The organism is Limnospira platensis NIES-39 (assembly GCF_026000695.1).
GTDB classification, from domain to species: Bacteria; Cyanobacteriota; Cyanobacteriia; order Cyanobacteriales; family Microcoleaceae; genus Limnospira; species Limnospira platensis.
The window spans coordinates 4298028-4318489 of the sequence record NZ_AP026945.1; the positions used below are offsets into that span (position 1 = coordinate 4298028).

The following is a 20462-nucleotide window of genomic DNA, read 5'->3' on the forward strand; positions in this document are numbered from 1 at the left end:
CCATAGTCAAGCCGACTTATTATTCTAACATGGCCGGACGTAGCAACACACTTTCCCCATTGCCAACTGCAAATGCTAGACTAGGTGCTGGGGACGATCGCACTTCTATCTCCAGTCATTGCACACCCAACTACCAAAACATGAAATATTCTGTGTTAGATACATTTGCTGGAGCCGGAGGGTTCAGTTTAGGATTCCAGTGGGCGGGAGCCCACATTATTGGTGCTATTGAAATCGATGAATGGGCTGGTGAGACATTTCAATTTAATCATCCAAATGCTCATCTAATTAAAGGTGATATTAAAGGGATAACTGACGAACAAATCCTTGACACTTTTGGGGAGATTAAACCTCACATCATTTTGGGAGGTATTCCCTGCCAAGGCTTTTCTATTTGCAATCAAAATAAAGGCGATCGCCAAGACTCTAGAAATTATATGTTTCAGGATTTAATCAGAATTAGCAGTTTGCTACAGCCGGAGATTATCATTATTGAAAATGTCCCGAATTTAATTAAAGCTAAAACCACCAATAGACAGCTAGTTATTGATTTGATTATGTCAAAATTGCGGCATCTAGGATATCAAGTAAATTATCAAATACTGAATGCTACTGATTATGGAATTCCTCAAGTCAGAAAAAGATTATTTATCCTGGCTCATAGATGTGATCTTACCCATCCATTTCCTCAGCCTACACATACAACAAGTAATCAGACAGAGTTGTTTACACATAATCTAAAGAAATGCCCAAGTCTATGGGAGGCTATCTCAGACTTACCCGATATTGATGCGGGGGAAGGAGCAGAAGAAATGGAATATAATAAATGTCCAGATCATGAATATCAACAGATTCTCAGGAATGGTTCTGATAGGGTTTTTAATCATAAAGCTATGAAACATTCTCAGCGATTAGTTCAGCGTTTTGCATCAATGGGCTGGGGAGACTCGACATCTGATGTACCTAATCATTTGCGCCCCCTCAAAAGAAATAGCCATCAGTTTTCTGATAAAATCTATGACCAAAATAATAGAAGAATGTCCCCATATAAACCATGCAACACTATACCAGCTTCCTTTTATGCTAATTTTGTTCATCCTTATAAAAATCGCAATTTTACGGCGCGGGAGGGTGCGAGAATACAGTCTTTTCCAGATTGGTATGTGTTCAAAGGTAAGCCAACTGTTGTCAGTCACAAACTTTTAGAGCGTGAGGGTAGATTGGCGGAAAAGCATCTATGCCAATATAATCAAATTGGTAATGCTGTTCCCCCTTTAATGGCAAAAGCTATAGCGGAAAATCTCTTTAAACAACTTTAAAATAATATGTTTGTTCACGGTAAAAATATTAGCCAAAAAGAAAACCATAAAACCAAATATAGAGACGATGAATCTCGGCGTTATTTGGCGGAAATTAGATTACATTATGAGCAGTGGAAATCTGCTAATCAATCCCTGATAGGTCCCGGTTCAAAAGCACATCCAAATGACTTGGTAATCATGGATGAACGAGTAAAAATCCTCAATGATTATAAAGATTTTTTAGATCAGCAACACTATGCTGCTAAATTCGATTCTCGGTCTAATCTACATTCTTCGGTATTAGAGGAGTTTATGTACTACTTATTTAGAGATTTGGTTCAAGAAATTTCTCCCCATGCACTGCTGGGAAAAGCTCACTCTTTTAAAGATGTATTTTTTCGCCCACCTTCTTATCAAGAAATGCTGAAAAAGCCCTATGCTTTAATTGAGATAAAAGACCATGACTTTGCGATTGGAGTTAGTGTGGAAACACAAATGAAATGTGAAGGTTCTCCGGTCGTAGAAACACACAATTGGGATATTCCTGCTGTAGCGATTGCATGCAAAACCTATTTAGATAAGACGATGCTGCAAGATATTTCTACGGCGGCTGAACAACTCAAGTATAAAAATCCCAATGCTATGTATATTGTAGTGGCAGAATGGCTCAAACTTACTGACTCGGTGAATCTGAGAAAATATAAAATTGATCAAATTTATATTTTGCGAAAACAAAAAAATACTGATAGAGAATTTAGATATCTTGAGAGTTATCAGAAAAATCCTATATACTCTGATGTAGTACAACATCTATTTCTGAAAGTACGAGAGTTTCTGATTTCCGACTGGGAGGGAGGAATATCAGATGGTTTAAATCGTGGTTTTTTACTCTAAAATCTTGGCTATGACAATTCCTCTGGCTTCCCCGAGTCCCTGCCCTAATTATCCCATATCATTATTAAACTCGCAAGGAGGTGAATCTTTCCGCGTTTGTATGCTATGATATGCTACAATTCAGACTATACTTTTCTCCCTTGACAACCCAAACCGATTAGATTAGATGACTGTAAATTAATCAATAAATTATGGCTAAAAATAGTTTTAATCTTTCCGAATGGTCGATTCGACAACCTGTTCCCACTTTGGTGCTGTTTTTGATCCTGACGCTGGTGGGGTTGATGTCTTTTTTTCAACTGGGAATTGATGATACTCCTAATATAGATATTCCGGCGGTTACGGTGACAGTTACACAACCGGGTGCGGGTCCTAATGAATTGGAAAATCAGGTGACAAAACAGGTCGAAGATGCGATCGCCGGATTAGGAAATATTGACCAACTTACCTCTACAGTCAGAGACGGAGTATCTACCACTACCGTGAGTTTTGTTTTGGGAACCGATAGCGATCGCGCTACTAATGATGTCCGTAATGCGATCGCTCAAATTCGCCAAAGCCTACCCCAAGACATTAACGATCCTATTGTACAGCGTCTGCGATTTGCGGGCGGGTCGATTATGACCTATGCGGTAACATCACCCACCCGCTCAGTAGAAGAACTTAGCGATCTTGTCGATCGCACTATTAGCCGCGCCTTACTTAACGTTCCTGGTGTCGCCCAAATTCAACGACTCGGAGGAGTTGACCGAGAAATTCGCGTCGAACTTCACCCCGATCGCATCCAAAGTTTAGGCATCACCACCACCCAAGTTAACGACCAAATTCGTGCTTTTAATATTAACCTTCCCGGAGGGCGATCGCAAGTAGGCGGTAGTGAAAAAAGTATCCGCACCCTCGGAAGCGCCCAAACCGTCGAAGCATTAAGAGACTATCCAATTATACTCCCCAATGGTAACTCAGTTCCCCTGTCCAGTATTGGCACGGTTACCGATGGTTTAGCAGAAGTCCGCCAAGTCGCCAAATTTGCAGACTTTCCCCTAGAGTCTAACAGTGAAATTGGTACTCCTGTTGTCGGCTTTTCCGTCCTCCGCAGTACCGGAAGCACCCTAGTATCAGTAGAACAAGGTATTCGCGAGCGCGTGGTAGACCTACAAAAAACACTCCCAGAAGACATTAACCTAGAACTAATTGTCACCAGGGCTAATTCTATTCGCGAGTCCTATCAAGCCTCAGTGGATGCGTTAGTTATCGGTTCCATTTTAACCGTGGTGGTCGTCGGTGTATTTTTGCGAAACTGGCGACCAACTTTAATTACGGCGATCGCCTTACCTTTATCGATTTTACCCACCTTCCTGGTGATGCGGATGTTTGATTATACCCTCAATGGGATGACTCTATTAGCCCTAGCTTTAGCCATGGGAAACCTAGTAGATGATGCTATCTGTATGATGGAGAATATAGATCAGCACGTTGAGATGGGTAAACCTCCCTTTAAAGCTGCTATTGACGCTTCCCGCGAAATTGGGTTAGCCGTAGTCGCCACCACCGCCACCATTGTCGCTGTCTTCCTTCCCGTCGCTTTTATGGGAGGGGTTCCCGGTCAATTTTTCCAACCCTTTGGAGTTACAGTAGCTACCTCTACCATGTTTTCTACCCTAGTCGCCTGTACCATGACTCCCCTATTGGGCGCTAGGTTACTTAAACAAAAATCAACACCTCCCAAAACTGACACTAATCACACCCGGCGGCGCTTCTCTCCCTATCGCAGCCTTTTGGCTTGGTCGTTGCGACACCGCATCACTACCCTGTTATTAGCGATCGCCTTTTTTATCGCCAGTTTACAATTAGTCCCCCTCATCCCCAAAGGCTTATTTAGTAGTGGAGATACTGGATTAAGTACCATTTCCCTTCAATTACCGCCCGGTTCCACTTTAGCCGAATTGGAAACTACCACCCAAGAAGCGATCGCCCACTTAGCCGAAAATCCCGCCGTTGACAACGTTTTAGCAGTCTTGGGAAATCGTGGGGAAGGTGTCGTAGAAGTTAACCAAGCTACCCTGTCTGTAAATTTAGTCCCCTCCGATGACCGGGAGATATCCCAGGCGGAATTTGAAACACAAATGAGAACCCGTTTTGCTCAAATTCCTGGCGCGAGAATTAGCTTTCAGTCCCAGGGTGCAGGTGGCGGCGGCAAGGATTTATCTATTGTTCTTAGTAGTGATAACCCCGATGCTTTGTTAGAAACTGCTAATGCTTTGGAAAGCCAAATGCGGTCAATTCCCGGACTCGTAGAAGTTACCTCTAGCGCTAGTTTGGTCAGACCGGAAATCTTGATTCGTCCTGACCCTAGAAGGGCTGGAGATTTGGGCGTTTCTGTACAGGCGATCGCCCGCACCGCTTTATTAGCTACCTTGGGTGATAACCAGTCGAATTTGGCTAAGTTTGACTTACCCGATCGCCAAATTCCTATCCGAGTACAATTGGCTGAGGAGTTTCGCAATGATTTTGAGGCGATCGAAAATTTACGCATACCTACCCAGGATGGTCGATTAGTTCCCCTCTCTGCTGTCGCTGATATTACTATCGGTAGCGGTCCCGCTACTATTGACCGCTATTTCCGTTCCCGACAAGTACAATTAGAGGCTAATTTAGAAGGTCTTTCCTTGGGTGATGCTCTCGCACTGGTAGAGGCTTTACCAGCTATGAACCCCCTACCGCCTGATGTACAACAGCAGTCCGAAGGTGATGCTAGAATTATGATTGATGTCTTCACCCGCTTTCTCTCCGCTTTGGCTTTAGCTGTCTTGGGAATTTATGCCATCCTCGTATTGCTTTACAACAACTTTATTATCCCCGTTACCATTTTGATGGCTTTACCTCTATCCCTCGGCGGCGCATTACTAGCCTTGATGGTTACTCAAAAAGAGTTGGGCTTATTTGCTCTCATTGGTATTGTTCTGTTGATGGGTTTGGTCACTAAAAATGCCATCCTTTTGGTCGATTGTTCTATGGCTAATCAACAGATGGGAATGTCTCGATTTAATGCAGTCCTAGAAGCTGGATGTTCCCGACTGCGACCTATTTTGATGACCACTTTTTCTACCATCGCTGGTATGTTACCTATTGCTTTGGAGTGGGGCGCAGGTTCTCAGGTACGCAGTCCTATGGCGATCGCTGTTATTGGTGGAATGACTACATCTACCCTCTTAACTTTGGTCGTCGTTCCCGTTTGGTTTACCTATGTTGATGGGTTCCAAAACTGGCTTAAAAATCCCTTTAAACCTAAACGGCGGCGCGTATCACCTGCTAAAAAAATGCCCAAAAATATGGCTTCTATCAAAGAATAATCACCCTGATTTTGGGCTAGATGATTTTTTGTTCAACACCTAAAAAAAACGCCCGATTTTTCAGTAAAAGGTTGACAAATCATCAGCCCTAAGCTATAATGGTATCGTTGGGGTTGATATGGCTATACGCTTGATTTTTTATTCAACATAGTTAAACCAGAGGGGGTGGTAGTGTGGGAGGGGTGGAGGTTTCAGCCCTAGCCCTGAATGGTTAAAAAATAGATCTGTCCGCCGCCATCACCGGCGACCACGGTACAGCCATCAGAAGCGATCGCACAGCATCGGACAGAAGAAGAAGTGATCAACTTAGCGAGGACGGTTCCGGTGTTCAAATCCCATAACTTGAGGGTATCGTCAAAAGACCCGGACAGAGCCCGCTTACCGTCTGGGGTGACAGCCACAGCATTAACCGATCGCCGATGAGCCACAAGCGATCGCACTTCTCGTCCTGTGAGCAAATCCCATAACTTGAGGGTATCGTCAAAAGACCCGGACAGAGCCTGCTGACCGTCTGGGGTAATCGCCAACGCATCAACCCAACGGCGATGACCGACAAGCGATCGCACTTCTAGTCCAGTTTGTAAATCCCAGAGTTTAAGGGTGTTATCCTCCGACCCCGAAAGCCCCCACCTACCATCAGGAGTAATCGCCACAGCCGAAACCGAATCATCATGACCCATAAACGAGCGAATTTCCTTGAGAGTCCTCATATCCCAAAGTTTAAGCGTGTTATCCTCCGACCCCGAAAGCGCCCACTTTCCATCACAGCTAATCGCCACCGCCCTAACCGGGTCAGTATGACCAGTCAGAGAAAATAATTCCTGTCCCGACTCCAAATCCCACAGCTTGAGAGTAGTATCCTCCGACCCAGATAAAGCCCGTTTACCGTCCGGGGTAATCGCCACCGTCCTGACCCAATCACTGTGACCCACAAAGCAGCGCAACTCCTGTCCCGTCTGCAAATCCCACAACTTGAGAGTTTCATCATAGGAAGCCGACAGAGCCCACCTATCATTAGGGGTAATTGCTACAGCAGAGATAGCATCACTATGACCGAGGAAACAATCTAACTCCTCTTCCGTAGCCAAATCCCAAAGTTTGAGAGTCTGGTCAAAAGACCCCGAAAGCCCCTGCTTACCGTCTGGAGTAATCGCCACATCCCAAACCCAACGACGATGACCCGCAAAAGATCGCAACTCTTCCCCGGTTTGTAAATCCCAAAGTTTCAAAGTCTTATCAAAAGACCCAGACAGAGCCCTTTCACCGTCTGGAGTAATCGCCACCGCATTAACCGAATCCTCATGACCCGCAAAAGTTCGCAACTCTTCCCCGGTTTGTAAATCCCAGAATTTAAGAGTCTGGTCAAAAGACCCCGACAGAGCCCGTTTACCATTAGGAGTAATCGCCAACGCCCAAACTGAACCCTCGTGACCCGCAAAAGTTCGCAACTCTTCCCCGGTTTGTAAATCCCAAAGTTTCAAAGTCTTATCAAAAGAAGCCGATAGAGCCCGTTTACCATCAGGAGTAATCGCCACCGCCGCCACCAAATCCCCGTGACCCGTAAAAGTTCGTATTTCCTCCCCTGTCACCAAATCCCACAGCCTGAGAGTAGTATCTTTTGAACCCGACAGAGCCCGTTTACCGTCTGGAGTCATCGCCACCGCCGTCACCCAATCCCCATGACCCGCAAAAGTTCGCAACTCTTCGCCAGTCCGCAAATCCCACATTTTGAGGGTATTATCATAGGAGCCGGAAATCGCCCGCTTACCGCTAGGGCTAATCGCCAAAGCCAAGACCCTACAAGTATGACCCTGAAGCGATCGCACCACTCGTCCCGTCTTCAAATTCCACAGTTTTAGGGTAGTATCTCCCGAAGCCGACACACCAGCCCTACCATCAGGAGTAATCGCCACCGCATTAACCGAGTCTCCGTGACCCACCAAAGTCCGAATCAGCACCCCATCAGGGGAATCAAAACAGGGAAACAGCGGACAAAACCAAGACCGCTCCTGATATTGTTTCACCTGTTCGATAAAGTCTTTAATCCCCGGTTCCGAGAAATATAATAGCCGTCCCAGCAATTGTTCCGCCAACTGGCTGTTATCTTCCTCCAAAATATGAGAAGACATCAGCAAAGACTTTTGAATCAATTGGAAAACCCGTTGCTGACCTGGGGACACCAAAGATAAAGCCAAATCATAATCATCAATTAGCGCCCGGATCCCCACATTGGCTAACTTTTGTTCCAAAAAGCCAAAATCCATTAACCAATCAACCAAGCGCTTTATATCCTTAATTTCCGCCAGATAAATAGGTTGGTGTCGTAACACATGGAGACGGTCTTCTGGTAACTGTTCAGTCAGCCAATGGGTCAGTTTTTGGGTCATAAAGGCGCTCCCTTCGCTAAATTCTCCACAATACCACGTTTAAGCTCTTCAAGATTCACACCAGAATCAGCCGATTGCTTCTCCAGGAAATCATGAAAAGACCCGTGGTAAATACTGTATCGAGTTTCGTTGTCAATCATTTGCACCTGCAAAAATTGAGCCCATTGTTCCAGAACTTTAGATAGCACCGACTCTTCTACCCCCGTCAACTTCGCCAGCAAACGACGAGAAACAGGTTCGCGCACTTTGGATAATACATAAATGGCGCGAATTTGAGCCATAGGTAAGGATTTATGATTAATCCTGATCATCTGCCAGTGGTGATGATAATACCCCCACAAACCAATCGGTAAAGTCTCCAGACTTTTACCATCATAAACCCCATTATGGATGTCATTCAACACATAGCACAAATACATGAAGTTATTTTCACTTTTGGCGACCAGTTGAGTACAAAACTGTTCCGCTGTTAACTTTTGCGATGCCATCCACTTTTGAATTAGGGGACTTTTAGACAGGCGCTTATTCGTGTATTGACCAGCATCCCAAGCACTTTCTGCCCGATACTGCATTAAATTACAGATGGTTTGATGGTCACTTACTGGCAAGGGCAGTTGTTTAGAACGTTTGGAGATGATAAAATAGACATTCTCCGGCAGTTTATCTGGTAAGTAAAGCACATTACTTCCCGGTGTTTGACTAGATAAATCCACCTCGTTTAAAGCATCCACAACTACCACTAACTTTTTCCCCCGTGGTAGCTTCTCGCTGGCTTCCTTCAACAGCCCAGCCAAAACTTTACCATTTCGCAGGGCGTTTTCTGGTAAACTGGTATAGTCCAGTTGATAACCTTTAATTAGTGCCGTGCAGATATTTTCTAAGAATTGTCGTGCCGTAACTTTTCCCAGAGAATTGCTGTTAAAATAACTGAGACAATGACCTTGACACAATTGGACTAAACGCGCGAGGATGGCGGTTTTCCCATAACCAGAATCTGCTTCTAACACAAAATAACCTTGGGATTTTGTTTGCAGAAACTCCAGAATTTCTTGGAAAACATGGGTGCGCCCCACAAAATCCTTCGTTGTATCAGCTATGATACTTTCGCATTGTGGCGAAATCTTAAAAAGCGTTTGTGTCTGATCTAAATAAGGTTCTAAGGCTTCCTGAATGGCTCCTAGTTCGTCATCCAAGCCTGTGTTTAACTGTTTTAAAATTTTCAGGATGTCCTGTTGAGTAATCGCAATTTGATTGGCTGAGGTTAGACTATCTCGCAACCAATCTAATACCATACCATGAAAAACTTGCCCCCCTTTAGCAGCATCTTGTTTCCAGATTTCTGCTAGATTATGGGCAAACCGTTTATGCAGATGTTGACTAATGGCATTGATGGCATCTTGGTAATGGTGAATACCTTTAGGTAAATGGGATTTATGCTGTTCCATTAACCAGGTAATTAGAGATTGCCAACTATCGAGATCCAGAGTTTTTAAGAAAATATCTGAACCGTTAGCCGCTAATGTATAACGCAAATGCTCTTGACCAATAGCTGGATAGTCGGGATCTAGGGAACTACTGGGTTCGATTTGTAGCCAGTATTTTTGAGTATTTTTGGCTAAATTCTTTAATTCGGGGGCGATATTTTGATAGGATTGTTTTTGGGAGATTTGCAAGATTCCTAAAGCGATCGCACCTCCCACAGATTTGGCTAATTTTTCCTTACTCAAACCCGGGGATGTTTCCCCTAGTTTTTTGGCAAAATCCAGCAATTTACTGGCTGTGATACTGTTAGCAAGAGGTTCCGTAAAATGTCTGTACAAGGGGGTAGCGGCTTTGGTGTAACCTGTAACGACGGAACCTACAGACAGTAAGGCTGTCACCTCTAGGAATAATTTGTGTTGCTTAACGGTGTTGATCATAATTTTGTATATGCTAGTGATGTTAACCGAGCAAACCTCTAGGCAATTCCGAGGATATAACTAGGATAGAGTCTATGGTAGGCTGAATTTTAGAGATAGCAGCAATACATAAACTTATTTTCACTTTTGACCCTGATCCTAGGCCACTCTCCTAGGATAGATTTTCACAACAATACTCTGTGATGTATTTTGAACCCATATTTTCAAGAATATCTTGATAGTTATATTCTTGAGCCATCTCTGATTATGCCACAGACTTTGATGCCATATTGTATCAGATTATGCCCTTCCGTGATCATCTGGGTGAACTAACCTCTGAGTCACAATTACAAGCGATCGCCACACCAACACCGATCCTATATTTGAGGATACAATGGCGACCAGAAAGCACTATCGACCTCGATCTGGTTTCGACCCTGATCTCCGACTTGTCAAGCTACACTGTCTGATAGACCGTAACAGTAAGGAAATTCGCGATTATGAAATTACAACCCCTGACCCCTTCTACTTCTGACCCGGTTTCTGATCATGGGGTATCTGACCAGGTGCGAACTTGGACCATTGAAGATAGCGAGAAACTCTACCGCATTCAGGGTTGGGGTGAACCTTACTTTTCTATTAATGCTGCGGGTAATATCACGGTCTCCCCTCAAGGCGATCGCGGTGGGTCTATTGATTTATATGAGTTGGTGGAGTCTCTGAAAAAACGGAATTTGGGGCTACCTTTATTGATCCGCTTTCCTGATATCCTGGAAGACCGCATTGAGCGCCTAAATGCTTGTTTTTCTAAGGCGATCGCCCGCTATAACTATCCCGGAGTTTATCGGGGAGTATATCCGGTTAAATGTAACCAAGAACGTCATCTAATTGAGGATTTGGTGCGCTTCGGTGAACCTTATCAATTGGGATTAGAAGCGGGTTCTAAGCCAGAATTATTGATTGCTTTGGCTTGTCTGACTACTCCCGGCTCTCTACTAATTTGTAATGGTTATAAAGACCAAAAATATATCGAAACTGCCATGTTAGCCCAACGGTTGGGACGTAAAACTATTATCGTCATGGAACAGTTGGAAGAAGTGGAATTAGCCATAGCAGCTAGTCAAAATCTGGGTATACAACCGACTTTAGGAGTGCGGGCGAAATTGGGAAGCCGAGGTGTAGGACGTTGGGGAGGTTCGACGGGCGATCGCGCTAAGTTTGGTTTAACTATTCCTGAAATTATCCAGGTATGCGATCGCCTCCAAGGTTTGGGAATGTTAGATTGTTTGCAACTCCTACACTTTCATATTGGCTCACAAATATCCTCTATTAGTGCTATTAAAGATGCCATTCGAGAGGCTAGTCAAATTTATGTGGAACTGGCTAAATTAGGCGCTAATATGCAATATCTCGATGTGGGCGGCGGTTTGGGAGTCGATTATGATGGCTCTAAAAGTAACGCCCCGGCTTCTAAAAACTACAATATGCAAAATTATGCTAATGATATTGTCGCTGAAGTTAAGGAAGCCTGCGAGGAGGGAAAAGTTAATGCGCCGGTTTTGATTAGTGAAAGTGGTAGGGCGATCGCTTCTCATCAGTCTATCTTGGTTTTTGATATCCTAGGAAGTAGTGAACCCACAGCCGAAAATCCCCCTACTATTAATGATGATGATCATTTGATTCTCAGGAATTTAGCCGAAACCTATCAATCTATTAATCCTGAGAATTACCAAGAAGCCTATCACGACGCGATCCAGTTTAAAGGGGAGGCGATTAGTGTATTTAATTTCGGCTACTTGAATTTACGCGATCGCGCCAAAGCTGAACAATTATATTGGGCTTGCTGTCATCAAATCCGCGACATTCTTCGGGGTTTGGAAACCATCCCTGATGACTTGAAAAATCTTGAGCAGATTATGGCTTCTATATACTATGTAAATCTGTCCGTGTTTAAGTCTGCGCCGGACTCCTGGGCTATTGACCAACTTTTTCCGATTATGCCGATTCATCGTCTGAATGAAGAACCGACTCAGAGGGCGACCTTGGCAGATTTAACCTGTGATAGTGATGGTAAAATTGACAGCTTTATCAATTGGGGAGAATCTAAACCTATTTTAGAATTGCACCCCCTCACCCCCTCACAACCCTACTATTTGGGGATGTTTTTGGCGGGCGCATATCAGGAAATTATGGGGAATTTACATAACTTATTTGGCGATACCCATGTAGTTCATATTAAACTCAATCCTCAAGGTTATGCGGTGGAATATGTCATCAAAGGGGACACTATGAATGAGGTTTTGGGTTATGTACAATATGACAGTGAGGATTTGGTGGAAAGTATCCGCCGCCAAACTGAACAAGCCCTTCAGTCCCAAAAAATTACCATCGAAGAATCTCAGCTTCTCCTACAAAACTATGAACGCAGTTTGACCCAATATACCTATTTGACCTCTCACTGATGCTCAAATTTTACGGAATTACCCCAATTTCAGCATAAAATAAGTTAAAATATACAGGTTTCCCTAAAGGGGATAATTTGAGACTATGAAAGCACAAGAAAATCGACGGGTTCGCAAAGCTGTCATCACAGCCGCAGGATTTGGTACTCGGATGTTCCCAGCCTCGAAAATGATTAAAAAAGAGTTTTTCCCTATAGTTGATGCTGAGGGAATTGCTAAACCTGTGATTCAGGTGGTCGTGGAAGAGGCTATTAATGCTGGAATTGAAGAGGTCGGAATTATTGTTCAATCGGGCGATCGCTCCTTATTTGAGGACTATTTCCAAGGGTCTCCTAAACCGGAATTTTGGCGGAAATTGTCCCCCAGTAGTCGAGACTATAGCCACTATTTACAAACCTTGGGGGAACGGATTACTATTTTAACCCAGGAACAACAAGAAGGATTCGGTCATGCGGTTTTTTGTGCCGCCCCCTGGGTGCATGATGAGCCTTTTATGTTACTATTGGGTGACCATGTTTATGCTTCCGATTTGGAGGTAAACTGCGCCCGTCAATTGTTGGAGGTTTATGAGAAAGTTCAACAGAGTGTTATCGGTGTGCGAATTACTCCCGGCGATCGCATTCAGCACTATGGTTGTGTAGCCGGAACTCCGGTTAAAGATTCTGATTATTTATTTGACCTGACGGAAATCTATGAGAAGCCAACTCTCAATTATGCGCGGACAAATATGCGAGTTCCCGGACTGGAATGGGATCGGTTTTTGACTATATTTGGGCTGTATATCATTGAACCGAAAATCTTTGACTTCTTAGCCGACAATATCCGCCGTGATGTCCGGGAAAAGGGAGAATATCAACTGACTTCCTGTTGGCAAACTCTCCTAGAAAAAGAACAAATTACTGGGTATCTTGTCCAAGGTCGCTGTTTTGATACGGGTCTACCAGAAACCTATTTTAAGACTCTGGTAGAATTCCGCAATATCAAGACTAAATCCTAGGGAGTACAGCCGATTTAATCAGGGGGGGTTTATCAGTTTCCCTCCCCAACCTTCCCTCAAAAAAAAGGGGGATTTAGCGGCTATACATTTGGGTTAAATAGCGCAGGCGATCGCACAAAGGATGGGTTAACAATGTGGAACTTTCATAGCGCCACCGCCAATTTCCGGCATTGGTGCTAGGGTCATTCATTCTCCCCCTATTATCTAATCCTAGCAGGTCTTGAAACGGGAAAATGGCTAGGTCAGCAATGGAACTTAGGGCTAACCGAATTAAAGCCCAATTAATGTCCTCAATGGCTTCTGGGAAAGCATAACCTAAATATCCAGCTACGTGCTGACGAATTTCTGGGGTCATGGTTTGCCACCAACCGACAGTGGTATCATTGTCATGGGTTCCGGTGTAAACAATGCTATTGCGGGTATAATTATGGGGTAAATAAGGATGGTTAGAATCTTCCCCAAATGCAAACATGAGGATTTTCATTCCGGGAAACTCAAAGCGATCGCGTAACTCTTCCACCTCTGGGGTAATGATTCCTAAATCTTCCGCTAAAACCGGTAAACTTCCTAACTGTTGACCGAGACTCTCAAAGAACTCCGCACCGGGCGCTGTTACCCACTCCCCATTCAAAGCGGAAGTTTCCCCATAGGGAACTCGCCAATAGGCTTCAAAGCCTCGGAAATGGTCAACCCGGACTAAATCTACATATTCCAAGGTAGCGCGGAATCTTTCAATCCACCAAGCATAATTAGTGCGTTTTAATTCATCCCAATCATAAACGGGATTCCCCCAAAGTTGTCCGGTGGCACTAAAATAGTCGGGGGGTACTCCGGCAATATAGGCAGGATTAAGGGTTTCTGGGTGCAGTTGAAAGTTGTTAGGCGCAAACCAGACATCAGCACTGTTATAGCATACATAAATGGAGATATCACCAATAATTTTAATGCCTTTATTGTTGGCGTAGCGTCGCAGTTGGCTCCATTGTTCAAAAAACTTGAATTGCAGAAACTTATGGTATATAATCTGAACATGGAGTTCTTCGGTTTTGGCTTGCAAGGCTTGGGGCTCTCGGCGGGCGATCGCCGGTTCCCACTGATTCCAATCTTTACCGTCGTTCTGCTCTAGGAGTGCCATAAATAGGGCGTAATCATTGAGCCAGGAGGCTTTTTGTTGACAAAACTCCTCGAAACGATGGTTAGGTTGTGATTGTAGGGACTCCCAGAAGGAATCAAAGGCTTGTTTGAGGTATTGTCCTTTATGAGGAATTACCCTAGGAAAGTCAACGCGCTGAGGATTATGGTTATCTGGTAAGGGTAGCAATTCCCGGCTATTGAGTAACCCTTCTTCGGCTAGGCGATCGAGAGAAATCAACAGAGGATTTCCCGCGAAAGTGCTAAAGTTCATAATGTAGGGGGAATGCTCGTAACCTGTCGGACCGAGAGGCAGAATTTGCCAAATTTTCTGGCCACTACGTTCTAGGAAATCGATAAACTCATAAGCGGCACGTCCTAAGTCACCAATACCAAAGCGACTAGGGAAGCTGGTGGGGTGTAATAAGATACCGCTGGCTCGTTCAAGGTGCATAATTAATATATATTCCCGTAGAAACCACTTTTATTTATATCACACAAATGATGCTGGATCTACCATGTATAACATGACCAAAAAAGCTGACCGATATAGTTTTTACCCAACTCCTGAACAGGAAAACCCACCAGGGAGAACTTGGATTTTGTGTCCCCACAGTGTACAACATGGGTAGGGGCGAAAAATCGGGGTCTTTTACTAGCCATGAGGGCGGAAATATGATGAAACGCTTATGGCGATCGCCACGGCTGCTGAAGTCTCTTGTGGACGGATGTTCTCATGTCAAGCCACTTACTTTAGGTAATAGCGAATATGAATAGTTTAGTTGATACTCTGAGTCAAGTTTTGATTATTGCTTATAAAGAGCCTACCCAAAAATTAGAAGAATACTTGACCAAAGAAGGATTTGAATGTCTAGTTATTCGCCAAGAAGATAAGCCAGAATATCAACAATTTTCTCCAAGTTATAGGTGTATGCTCAACCACCGTCAGGCTTGGGAAATAGCGACTCAGCAGAGCCAGCCTAGTTTAATTGTGGAAGCGGATTTTGTTCCGGTTTTAGAATTTGGACAACTGCCTTTACCTTTTGATAAGGAATTGCCTAATCTCGGAATTACCTGGATTTATACTTGCAGCCCTCAAGTATATTGGGTCTCTCCAGAAGGATATGCCGAAGGTTTTTCAACCGGTATGGTAGCTTATATTGTCAGCCCCAAAGCCGCAGAAATTCTCATTAAATTTTCCGAGAAAATCACCGAAAAAACTCAGGGAAAAACTTATTCTACTTGGGATTCGGAAATAGATACATTTTTGCGCTCTCATAATTTGCAAAACTTTATTCCTTTCCGCAATTACGGAGAACACGGAGGTTTGGCTAACCCTGAACACCGCAAACATGGTTTAAGTCCTGGTCATCAAGCCGATGTTCTCTGGGGAGAAATAGCCTTTGAGCCATTATATACCCAGGCATATAATGCCCAACTGATACGCGCTAAAGCCCGCATTAAAGGCATACTGCGATTACTAGCAGGTTATTTTGTCAGAATCAAAACACTCCGAAATAGTGGAGTTCGTTGGCGGTTAATTAGCTTTAGTTTTCGTCGCCAACTGACCTGGAGATTATAGGGAAAAAACCTGTGTTAGGAATACCCCCTATACTACAGAGGTGGCTTTCTAGCTTAGAAGCCACTTTCTGAAAACATTACCCTCACCCTAAATCCGAATCCTAGGGGGGAGAGGGGCTTTGAGATAGTATTGCCAAACTTTCTGGTCACTACGTTCTAGGAAATCGATAAACTCATAAGCGGCACGTCCTAAGTCACCAATACCAAAGCGACTAGGGAAGCTGGTGGGGTGTAATAAGATACCGCTGGCTCGTTCAAGGTGCATAATTAATATATATTCCCGTAGAAACCGCTTCTATTTATATCACAAAGCGATCGCCTTTTTGGGGGGATTATTGCCTCGGTTAAACTTAAATGAATTGTGGGGTATAATAGAGGGTATCCCCCAGCACGGTTGATGCAAATCACAACTAAGAGCGATGGGGATCACCTGTTCAGGTGATCCAACTCATATGTAGTCGTCTGTATAATCACAGAAAAAATCAGCCACTTGAGGGAAGATATATATATAGTGGAGCATTGAGGTTAGGGAGATGAGCAGCTACTATAACAGCATGACCAATTCTAATGGTTCCCTTGAGGAAATGTTTGGTCAAGTGATGTTTTCCAGTGTGGTGACGACTGAAGACCGCCAAAAGTTGAAAGCTATCCTCCTCAAAGAAACCATCACGGAGGATGAACAAGCGATTATTAACCGCTTACTCTACAATGTGCGCCGGGGATGGGTTAAACTAATTGACTGAAGTTTAATTAGTAGCCCGTGTTATCCACTGTTTTGCTTGTGTCCCACGGTAGTCGCGATCGCCGCCCTCAATTGGTTGTAAATAGGTTAGCACAACAGTTAAGCGATCGCCTGAAGGTTGAAAAGGGTTGGAATGGTTTAACTGATTCTTTGGTGGGGAGTGCGGTGTTGGAGTTAGGTCCGACTCCCCTATCTGTACAAATTCAACAATTCGCTAAGTATAGCCTGAGTTTAGGGATTAATCGAGTCCAAATTCTGCCGCTGTTTCTGTTACCTGGGGTTCATGTGCGCGAAGATATCCCCACGGAGGTGGAATTGGCGCAAAAATTCCTGGGAAGGGAGATACAGCTTGAACTCCAACCTTATCTGGGAAGGGAGGTTAACCAGTTGGCGCGACTACTAGAGGCTCTCAAGAGGGGTTACTATGTTGATGCTTGGGTTCTGCTTTCCCATGGGAGTCGCCGCGCGGGTGGAAATGAGGCGATCGCTGATATAGCTGATAAAATCAAGGCTGCTGTAGCTTATTGGTCTGTTCCTCCCCATGTGGAGTCACGGGTTGAGGAGTTGCTGGAAGCTGGATATGACAGGATTGGGATTTTACCTTATTTTCTGTTTTCGGGTCGCACTACTGATGCGATCGCGGATGTGGTGGCCAATCTTGGCGACAGGTTCCCCCATAGCCAACTACACCTCACGCCTCCCCTAGACCACAGCACACACCTGGGGGATTTGATTTGTACTTGGGCGAAATCTTACCTCTAAGATATCTTCCCCCTGCTCGGGTGGGGGGTGATTCTCATAATTATTGGGGTTTTTTGAGGCGATCGACCCTCCCCAATATCTCTGTTGGTTTCGGGGTAAGTGTTTGGGCTTGTGTAAAGTAATGTTACAGATTCTCATAACCTCGCGCGAGTTTTAATTTGGCGATCGTTCAAGTAAACTGGAGCCAACAACAGAAAAGTTTTTGTTTTTGGGGGTTGACACTCTGGCGCTCTCTCTGATAGTATTAATTTCAGTGAAAACAAAGGAATTTGCTTCGACAAAAACAGCCTGTAAAGTTTTGTTAAGCACCTTCTAGGTATGCTCGCGCAAACGCACCTTGAAAACCCCATACTGCAACGTTTCCAAAGGCATAGGGTCAGACCCTACCAATTCCCCGCAAGGGGACGGAAACGCTTCGGGAAATTGTCGGGACTCCTTCTGGCCAGAGCGGAGTAGGTCAGACCCTACCAATTCCCCGCAAGGGGACGGAAACAAGATGATGCCTCTGTCCCCACTGAAGGGGAAGATAGGGGCCGTCAGACCCTACCAATTCCCCGCAAGGGGACGGAAACGAACGAGGACTTCGCCATCCTCGTTCTCGCTGGTTGTTTCCGTGGTCAGACCCTACCAATTCCCCGCAAGGGGACGGAAACTTCCGTCTGGGGTAATCGCGACTGCTAATACCCCGCCGTCAGACCCTACCAATTCCCCGCAAGGGGACGGAAACTCGATTTCAACTACCAAGCTACGAGGTGTTGCTAGTAAGTTGTCAGACCCTACCAATTCCCCGCAAGGGGACGGAAACCCGCGCTTCTCAGCGAGTTCCCTCATCTTTTCCTCTTTCGAGGGTCAGACCCTACCAATTCCCCGCAAGGGGACGGAAACCACAGCACGGGCTCAGTGCCGTTGTATAGGGCAAGTCAGACCCTACCAATTCCCCGCAAGGGGACGGAAACTTTCGTGTTTAAGCGCCTTTATCACAGGGTGTTCTAAAGGGTCAGACCCTACCAATTCCCCGCAAGGGGACGGAAACTGAACTCTTTAAAGTCCCCCCATATACTGGAGAGTGTCCCCTCCGGTCAGACCCTACCAATTCCCCGCAAGGGGACGGAAACTTCATGGCACACATAGACAGCTTCGTCTTTAGGGACTACAAAAGGGTCAGACCCTACCAATTCCCCGCAAGGGGACGGAAACAGGGATGGCATCCAAGCATACCCCTTTTGTATGTGCTGTGCCAGTCAGACCCTACCAATTCCCCGCAAGGGGACGGAAACTTTTCCTCGGATTATTCCGTTCTTCCCAACTGGAGACAAAAGTCAGACCCTACCAATTCCCCGCAAGGGGACGGAAACAATCAGTGCTAATCTCGTCCGGGGGCTGAACCGACAAAATACCTTGTCAGACTCTGAGATACTGAGGCCTTGATAGAAATAAGGAGGAAAAAACAATGTCAGACCCTACCAATTCCCCGCAAGGGGACGGAAACTTTTCCTCGGATTATTCCGTTCTTCCCAACTGGAGACAAAAGTCAGACCCTACCAATTCCCCGCAAGGGGACGGAAACAATCAGTGCTAATCTCGTCCGGGGGCTGAACCGACAAAATACCTTGTCAGACCCTACCAATTCCCCGCAAGGGGACGGAAACCTTTGAAGATATTTTTATAAAAAATCAAAAAAGGTTTATTAAGTGTCAGACCCTACCAATTCCCCGCAAGGGGACGGAAACACGGTCCCTGTCCCTGTGTTTGTTAATACCGCCCCACAGGGGTGCGGTCAGACCCTACCAATTCCCCGCAAGGGGACGGAAACTTTACCAATAGTATTCCTGTTCCTGTTCATGAAGGACCGAGCGGTCAGACCCTACCAATTCCCCGCAAGGGGACGGAAACGTTTTTTCCCTAGCAATCAAACCCTTTAGCTTTGTTTGTGTCAGACCCTACCAATTCCCCGCAAGGGGACGGAAACCCTGGTTGTGTCACCAACCAAAAATTACTTTTGTCCTTATTGTCAGACCCTACCAATTCCCCGCAAGGGGACGGAAACAAAAGCCGTGCTACAAAAGGCTCCCAGGACATACAGCATGTCAGACCCTACCAATTCCCCGCAAGGGGACGGAAACAAGAGGCACTGAGCCTGGATGAGTGGAACGATGTTATCATGGTGTCAGACGTTTGTCCTAAGCCACTTGACTTTTTATACTCAATGCCTTATGGCCTGGATGAGTGGAACGATGTTATCATGGTGTCAGACCCTACCAATTCCCCGCAAGGGGACGGAAACTCGAACGCACCAAATTCGAGGTAGCTTTCCGCTCCGTCCCCTCCGGTCAGACCCTACCAATTCCCCGCAAGGGGACGGAAACAAGGATATTTTTTAGAAAAAATTGAACTAATTTATAAAGAAAGTCAGACCCTACCAATTCCCCGCAAGGGGACGGAAACCAAACCCAGCACAGTACGGGTTCTTGTGGGTCTTTTGCGTGAATAGTCAGACCCTACCAATTCCCCGCAAGGGGACGGAAACCTTACAAATCGGCAAATTCTTGTTTTTTGATTTTTTAGGTGTCAGACCCTACCAATTCCCCGCAAGGGGACGGAAACAAAGGAGCGGATATAGGCTCTCCGATATTTTCTTCCCCGTTTTGTCAGACCCTACCAATTCCCCGCAAGGGGACGGAAACTTAAATCATCCTTTGATATGATGTCCGATTCATCAAATATATATAGGGTCAGACCCTACCAATTCCCCGCAAGGGGACGGAAACTTGCTTACCCCGCGTTAGGACTACTGCTTGTATTAAGCTGTCAGACCCTACCAATTCCCCGCAAGGGGACGGAAACTGTCTTATAGAAACCAGGTTTCCATAATTCTGATGCTGGTATGTCAGACCCTACCAATTCCCCGCAAGGGGACGGAAACTTGGATTGCCTTGCTAGTGTTTCTCCAGGCATTT

At 45.1% G+C, this 20462-nt stretch carries 12 protein-coding genes, 1 pseudogene and 3 CRISPR repeat arrays (1 of these 16 only partly in view); of the genes and pseudogenes, 9 read left to right on the forward strand and 4 right to left on the reverse strand.

Going from position 1 to position 20462, the window contains the following annotated elements; all coding sequences use genetic code 11:
• Window positions 1-59 precede the first annotated feature (59 nt).
• The 3 genes from N39L_RS21245 to N39L_RS21255 all read left to right on the forward strand — a co-directional run bounded on the left by N39L_RS21245 (window position 60) and on the right by N39L_RS21255 (window position 5545).
• Window positions 60-1319 carry a DNA cytosine methyltransferase gene (locus tag N39L_RS21245; RefSeq protein ID WP_231851978.1) on the forward strand — a complete coding sequence of 420 codons (1260 nt, stop codon included), beginning with the start codon at window positions 60-62 and terminating at the stop codon, window positions 1317-1319.
• Window positions 1320-1325: 6 nt separating this feature from the next.
• Entirely contained in the window at window positions 1326-2195 is an 870-nt protein-coding gene (locus N39L_RS21250) for a Bpu10I family restriction endonuclease (protein ID WP_006617479.1), read from the forward strand.
• A gap of 191 nt (window positions 2196-2386) precedes the next feature.
• Entirely contained in the window at window positions 2387-5545 is a 3159-nt protein-coding gene (locus N39L_RS21255; protein WP_006617480.1) for an efflux RND transporter permease subunit, read from the forward strand.
• Window positions 5546-5742: 197 nt separating this feature from the next.
• On the opposite strand, the gene N39L_RS21260 is transcribed toward N39L_RS21255, so the two are convergent.
• Window positions 5743-7932 (reverse strand): WD40 repeat domain-containing protein, encoded by a 2190-nt coding sequence (locus N39L_RS21260; RefSeq protein WP_014276304.1) that lies wholly within the window; start codon window positions 7930-7932, stop codon window positions 5743-5745.
• Window positions 7929-9851 (reverse strand): ATP-binding protein, encoded by a 1923-nt coding sequence (locus tag N39L_RS21265; protein WP_014276305.1) that lies wholly within the window; start codon window positions 9849-9851, stop codon window positions 7929-7931. Before N39L_RS21265 ends, N39L_RS21260 begins: the two co-directional genes overlap by 4 nt.
• Before the next feature lie 281 nt (window positions 9852-10132).
• Between N39L_RS21265 and N39L_RS21270 the strand changes: the two genes are divergently transcribed.
• The 3 genes from N39L_RS21270 to N39L_RS21280 all read left to right on the forward strand — a co-directional run bounded on the left by N39L_RS21270 (window position 10133) and on the right by N39L_RS21280 (window position 13289).
• Complete coding sequence (locus tag N39L_RS21270; RefSeq protein WP_157888720.1) at window positions 10133-10300, forward strand: hypothetical protein; 168 nt, start codon at window positions 10133-10135, stop codon at window positions 10298-10300.
• Between the two features lie 30 nt (window positions 10301-10330).
• Complete coding sequence (gene speA, locus N39L_RS21275) at window positions 10331-12292, forward strand: biosynthetic arginine decarboxylase (RefSeq protein WP_014276307.1); 1962 nt, start codon at window positions 10331-10333, stop codon at window positions 12290-12292.
• An 85-nt stretch (window positions 12293-12377) separates the two neighbouring features.
• Entirely contained in the window at window positions 12378-13289 is a 912-nt protein-coding gene (locus N39L_RS21280) for a UTP--glucose-1-phosphate uridylyltransferase (RefSeq protein ID WP_006617557.1), read from the forward strand.
• Between the two features lie 73 nt (window positions 13290-13362).
• On the opposite strand, the gene malQ is transcribed toward N39L_RS21280, so the two are convergent.
• Complete coding sequence (gene malQ, locus N39L_RS21285) at window positions 13363-14874, reverse strand: 4-alpha-glucanotransferase (protein WP_014276308.1); 1512 nt, start codon at window positions 14872-14874, stop codon at window positions 13363-13365.
• 315 nt (window positions 14875-15189) lie between these two features.
• Between malQ and N39L_RS21290 the strand changes: the two genes are divergently transcribed.
• Complete coding sequence (locus N39L_RS21290; RefSeq protein WP_006617559.1) at window positions 15190-16002, forward strand: hypothetical protein; 813 nt, start codon at window positions 15190-15192, stop codon at window positions 16000-16002.
• Between the two features lie 129 nt (window positions 16003-16131).
• On the opposite strand, the pseudogene N39L_RS21295 reads toward N39L_RS21290, so the two are convergent.
• A pseudogene (locus N39L_RS21295) lies at window positions 16132-16266 on the reverse strand (4-alpha-glucanotransferase); the annotation flags it as partial.
• Between the two features lie 268 nt (window positions 16267-16534).
• Here N39L_RS21295 and N39L_RS21300 point away from each other — a divergent pair.
• Window positions 16535-16744 carry a hypothetical protein gene (locus N39L_RS21300; RefSeq protein WP_014276309.1) on the forward strand — a complete coding sequence of 70 codons (210 nt, stop codon included), beginning with the start codon at window positions 16535-16537 and terminating at the stop codon, window positions 16742-16744.
• A gap of 17 nt (window positions 16745-16761) precedes the next feature.
• On the forward strand, window positions 16762-17505 hold the full coding sequence (locus N39L_RS21305; protein ID WP_014276310.1) for a sirohydrochlorin chelatase: 744 nt from the start codon (window positions 16762-16764) through the stop codon (window positions 17503-17505).
• 375 nt (window positions 17506-17880) lie between these two features.
• Window positions 17881-18861: direct repeats of the CRISPR family, unit length 37 nt; unit sequence GTCAGACCCTACCAATTCCCCGCAAGGGGACGGAAAC.
• Window positions 18862-18957: 96 nt separating this feature from the next.
• Window positions 18958-19629: a CRISPR direct-repeat array (repeat unit 37 nt; unit sequence GTCAGACCCTACCAATTCCCCGCAAGGGGACGGAAAC).
• A gap of 123 nt (window positions 19630-19752) precedes the next feature.
• Window positions 19753-20462: a CRISPR direct-repeat array (repeat unit 37 nt; unit sequence GTCAGACCCTACCAATTCCCCGCAAGGGGACGGAAAC) (it continues 1776 nt past the right edge of the window).

Bases quoted from the DNA above. Each gene is read 5' to 3' on its own strand.
- speA (WP_014276307.1), top strand. From the start codon at position 10,331: ATGAAATTACAACCCCTGACCCCTTCTACTTCTGACCCGGTTTCTGAT.
- N39L_RS21260 (WP_014276304.1), bottom strand. From the start codon at position 7,932: ATGACCCAAAAACTGACCCATTGGCTGACTGAACAGTTACCAGAAGAC.
- malQ (WP_014276308.1), bottom strand. From the start codon at position 14,874: ATGCACCTTGAACGAGCCAGCGGTATCTTATTACACCCCACCAGCTTC.
- N39L_RS21265 (WP_014276305.1), bottom strand. From the start codon at position 9,851: ATGATCAACACCGTTAAGCAACACAAATTATTCCTAGAGGTGACAGCC.
- N39L_RS21280 (WP_006617557.1), top strand. From the start codon at position 12,378: ATGAAAGCACAAGAAAATCGACGGGTTCGCAAAGCTGTCATCACAGCC.
- N39L_RS21290 (WP_006617559.1), top strand. From the start codon at position 15,190: ATGAATAGTTTAGTTGATACTCTGAGTCAAGTTTTGATTATTGCTTAT.
- N39L_RS21300 (WP_014276309.1), top strand. From the start codon at position 16,535: ATGAGCAGCTACTATAACAGCATGACCAATTCTAATGGTTCCCTTGAG.
- N39L_RS21255 (WP_006617480.1), top strand. From the start codon at position 2,387: ATGGCTAAAAATAGTTTTAATCTTTCCGAATGGTCGATTCGACAACCT.
- N39L_RS21270 (WP_157888720.1), top strand. From the start codon at position 10,133: ATGCCCTTCCGTGATCATCTGGGTGAACTAACCTCTGAGTCACAATTA.
- N39L_RS21250 (WP_006617479.1), top strand. From the start codon at position 1,326: ATGTTTGTTCACGGTAAAAATATTAGCCAAAAAGAAAACCATAAAACC.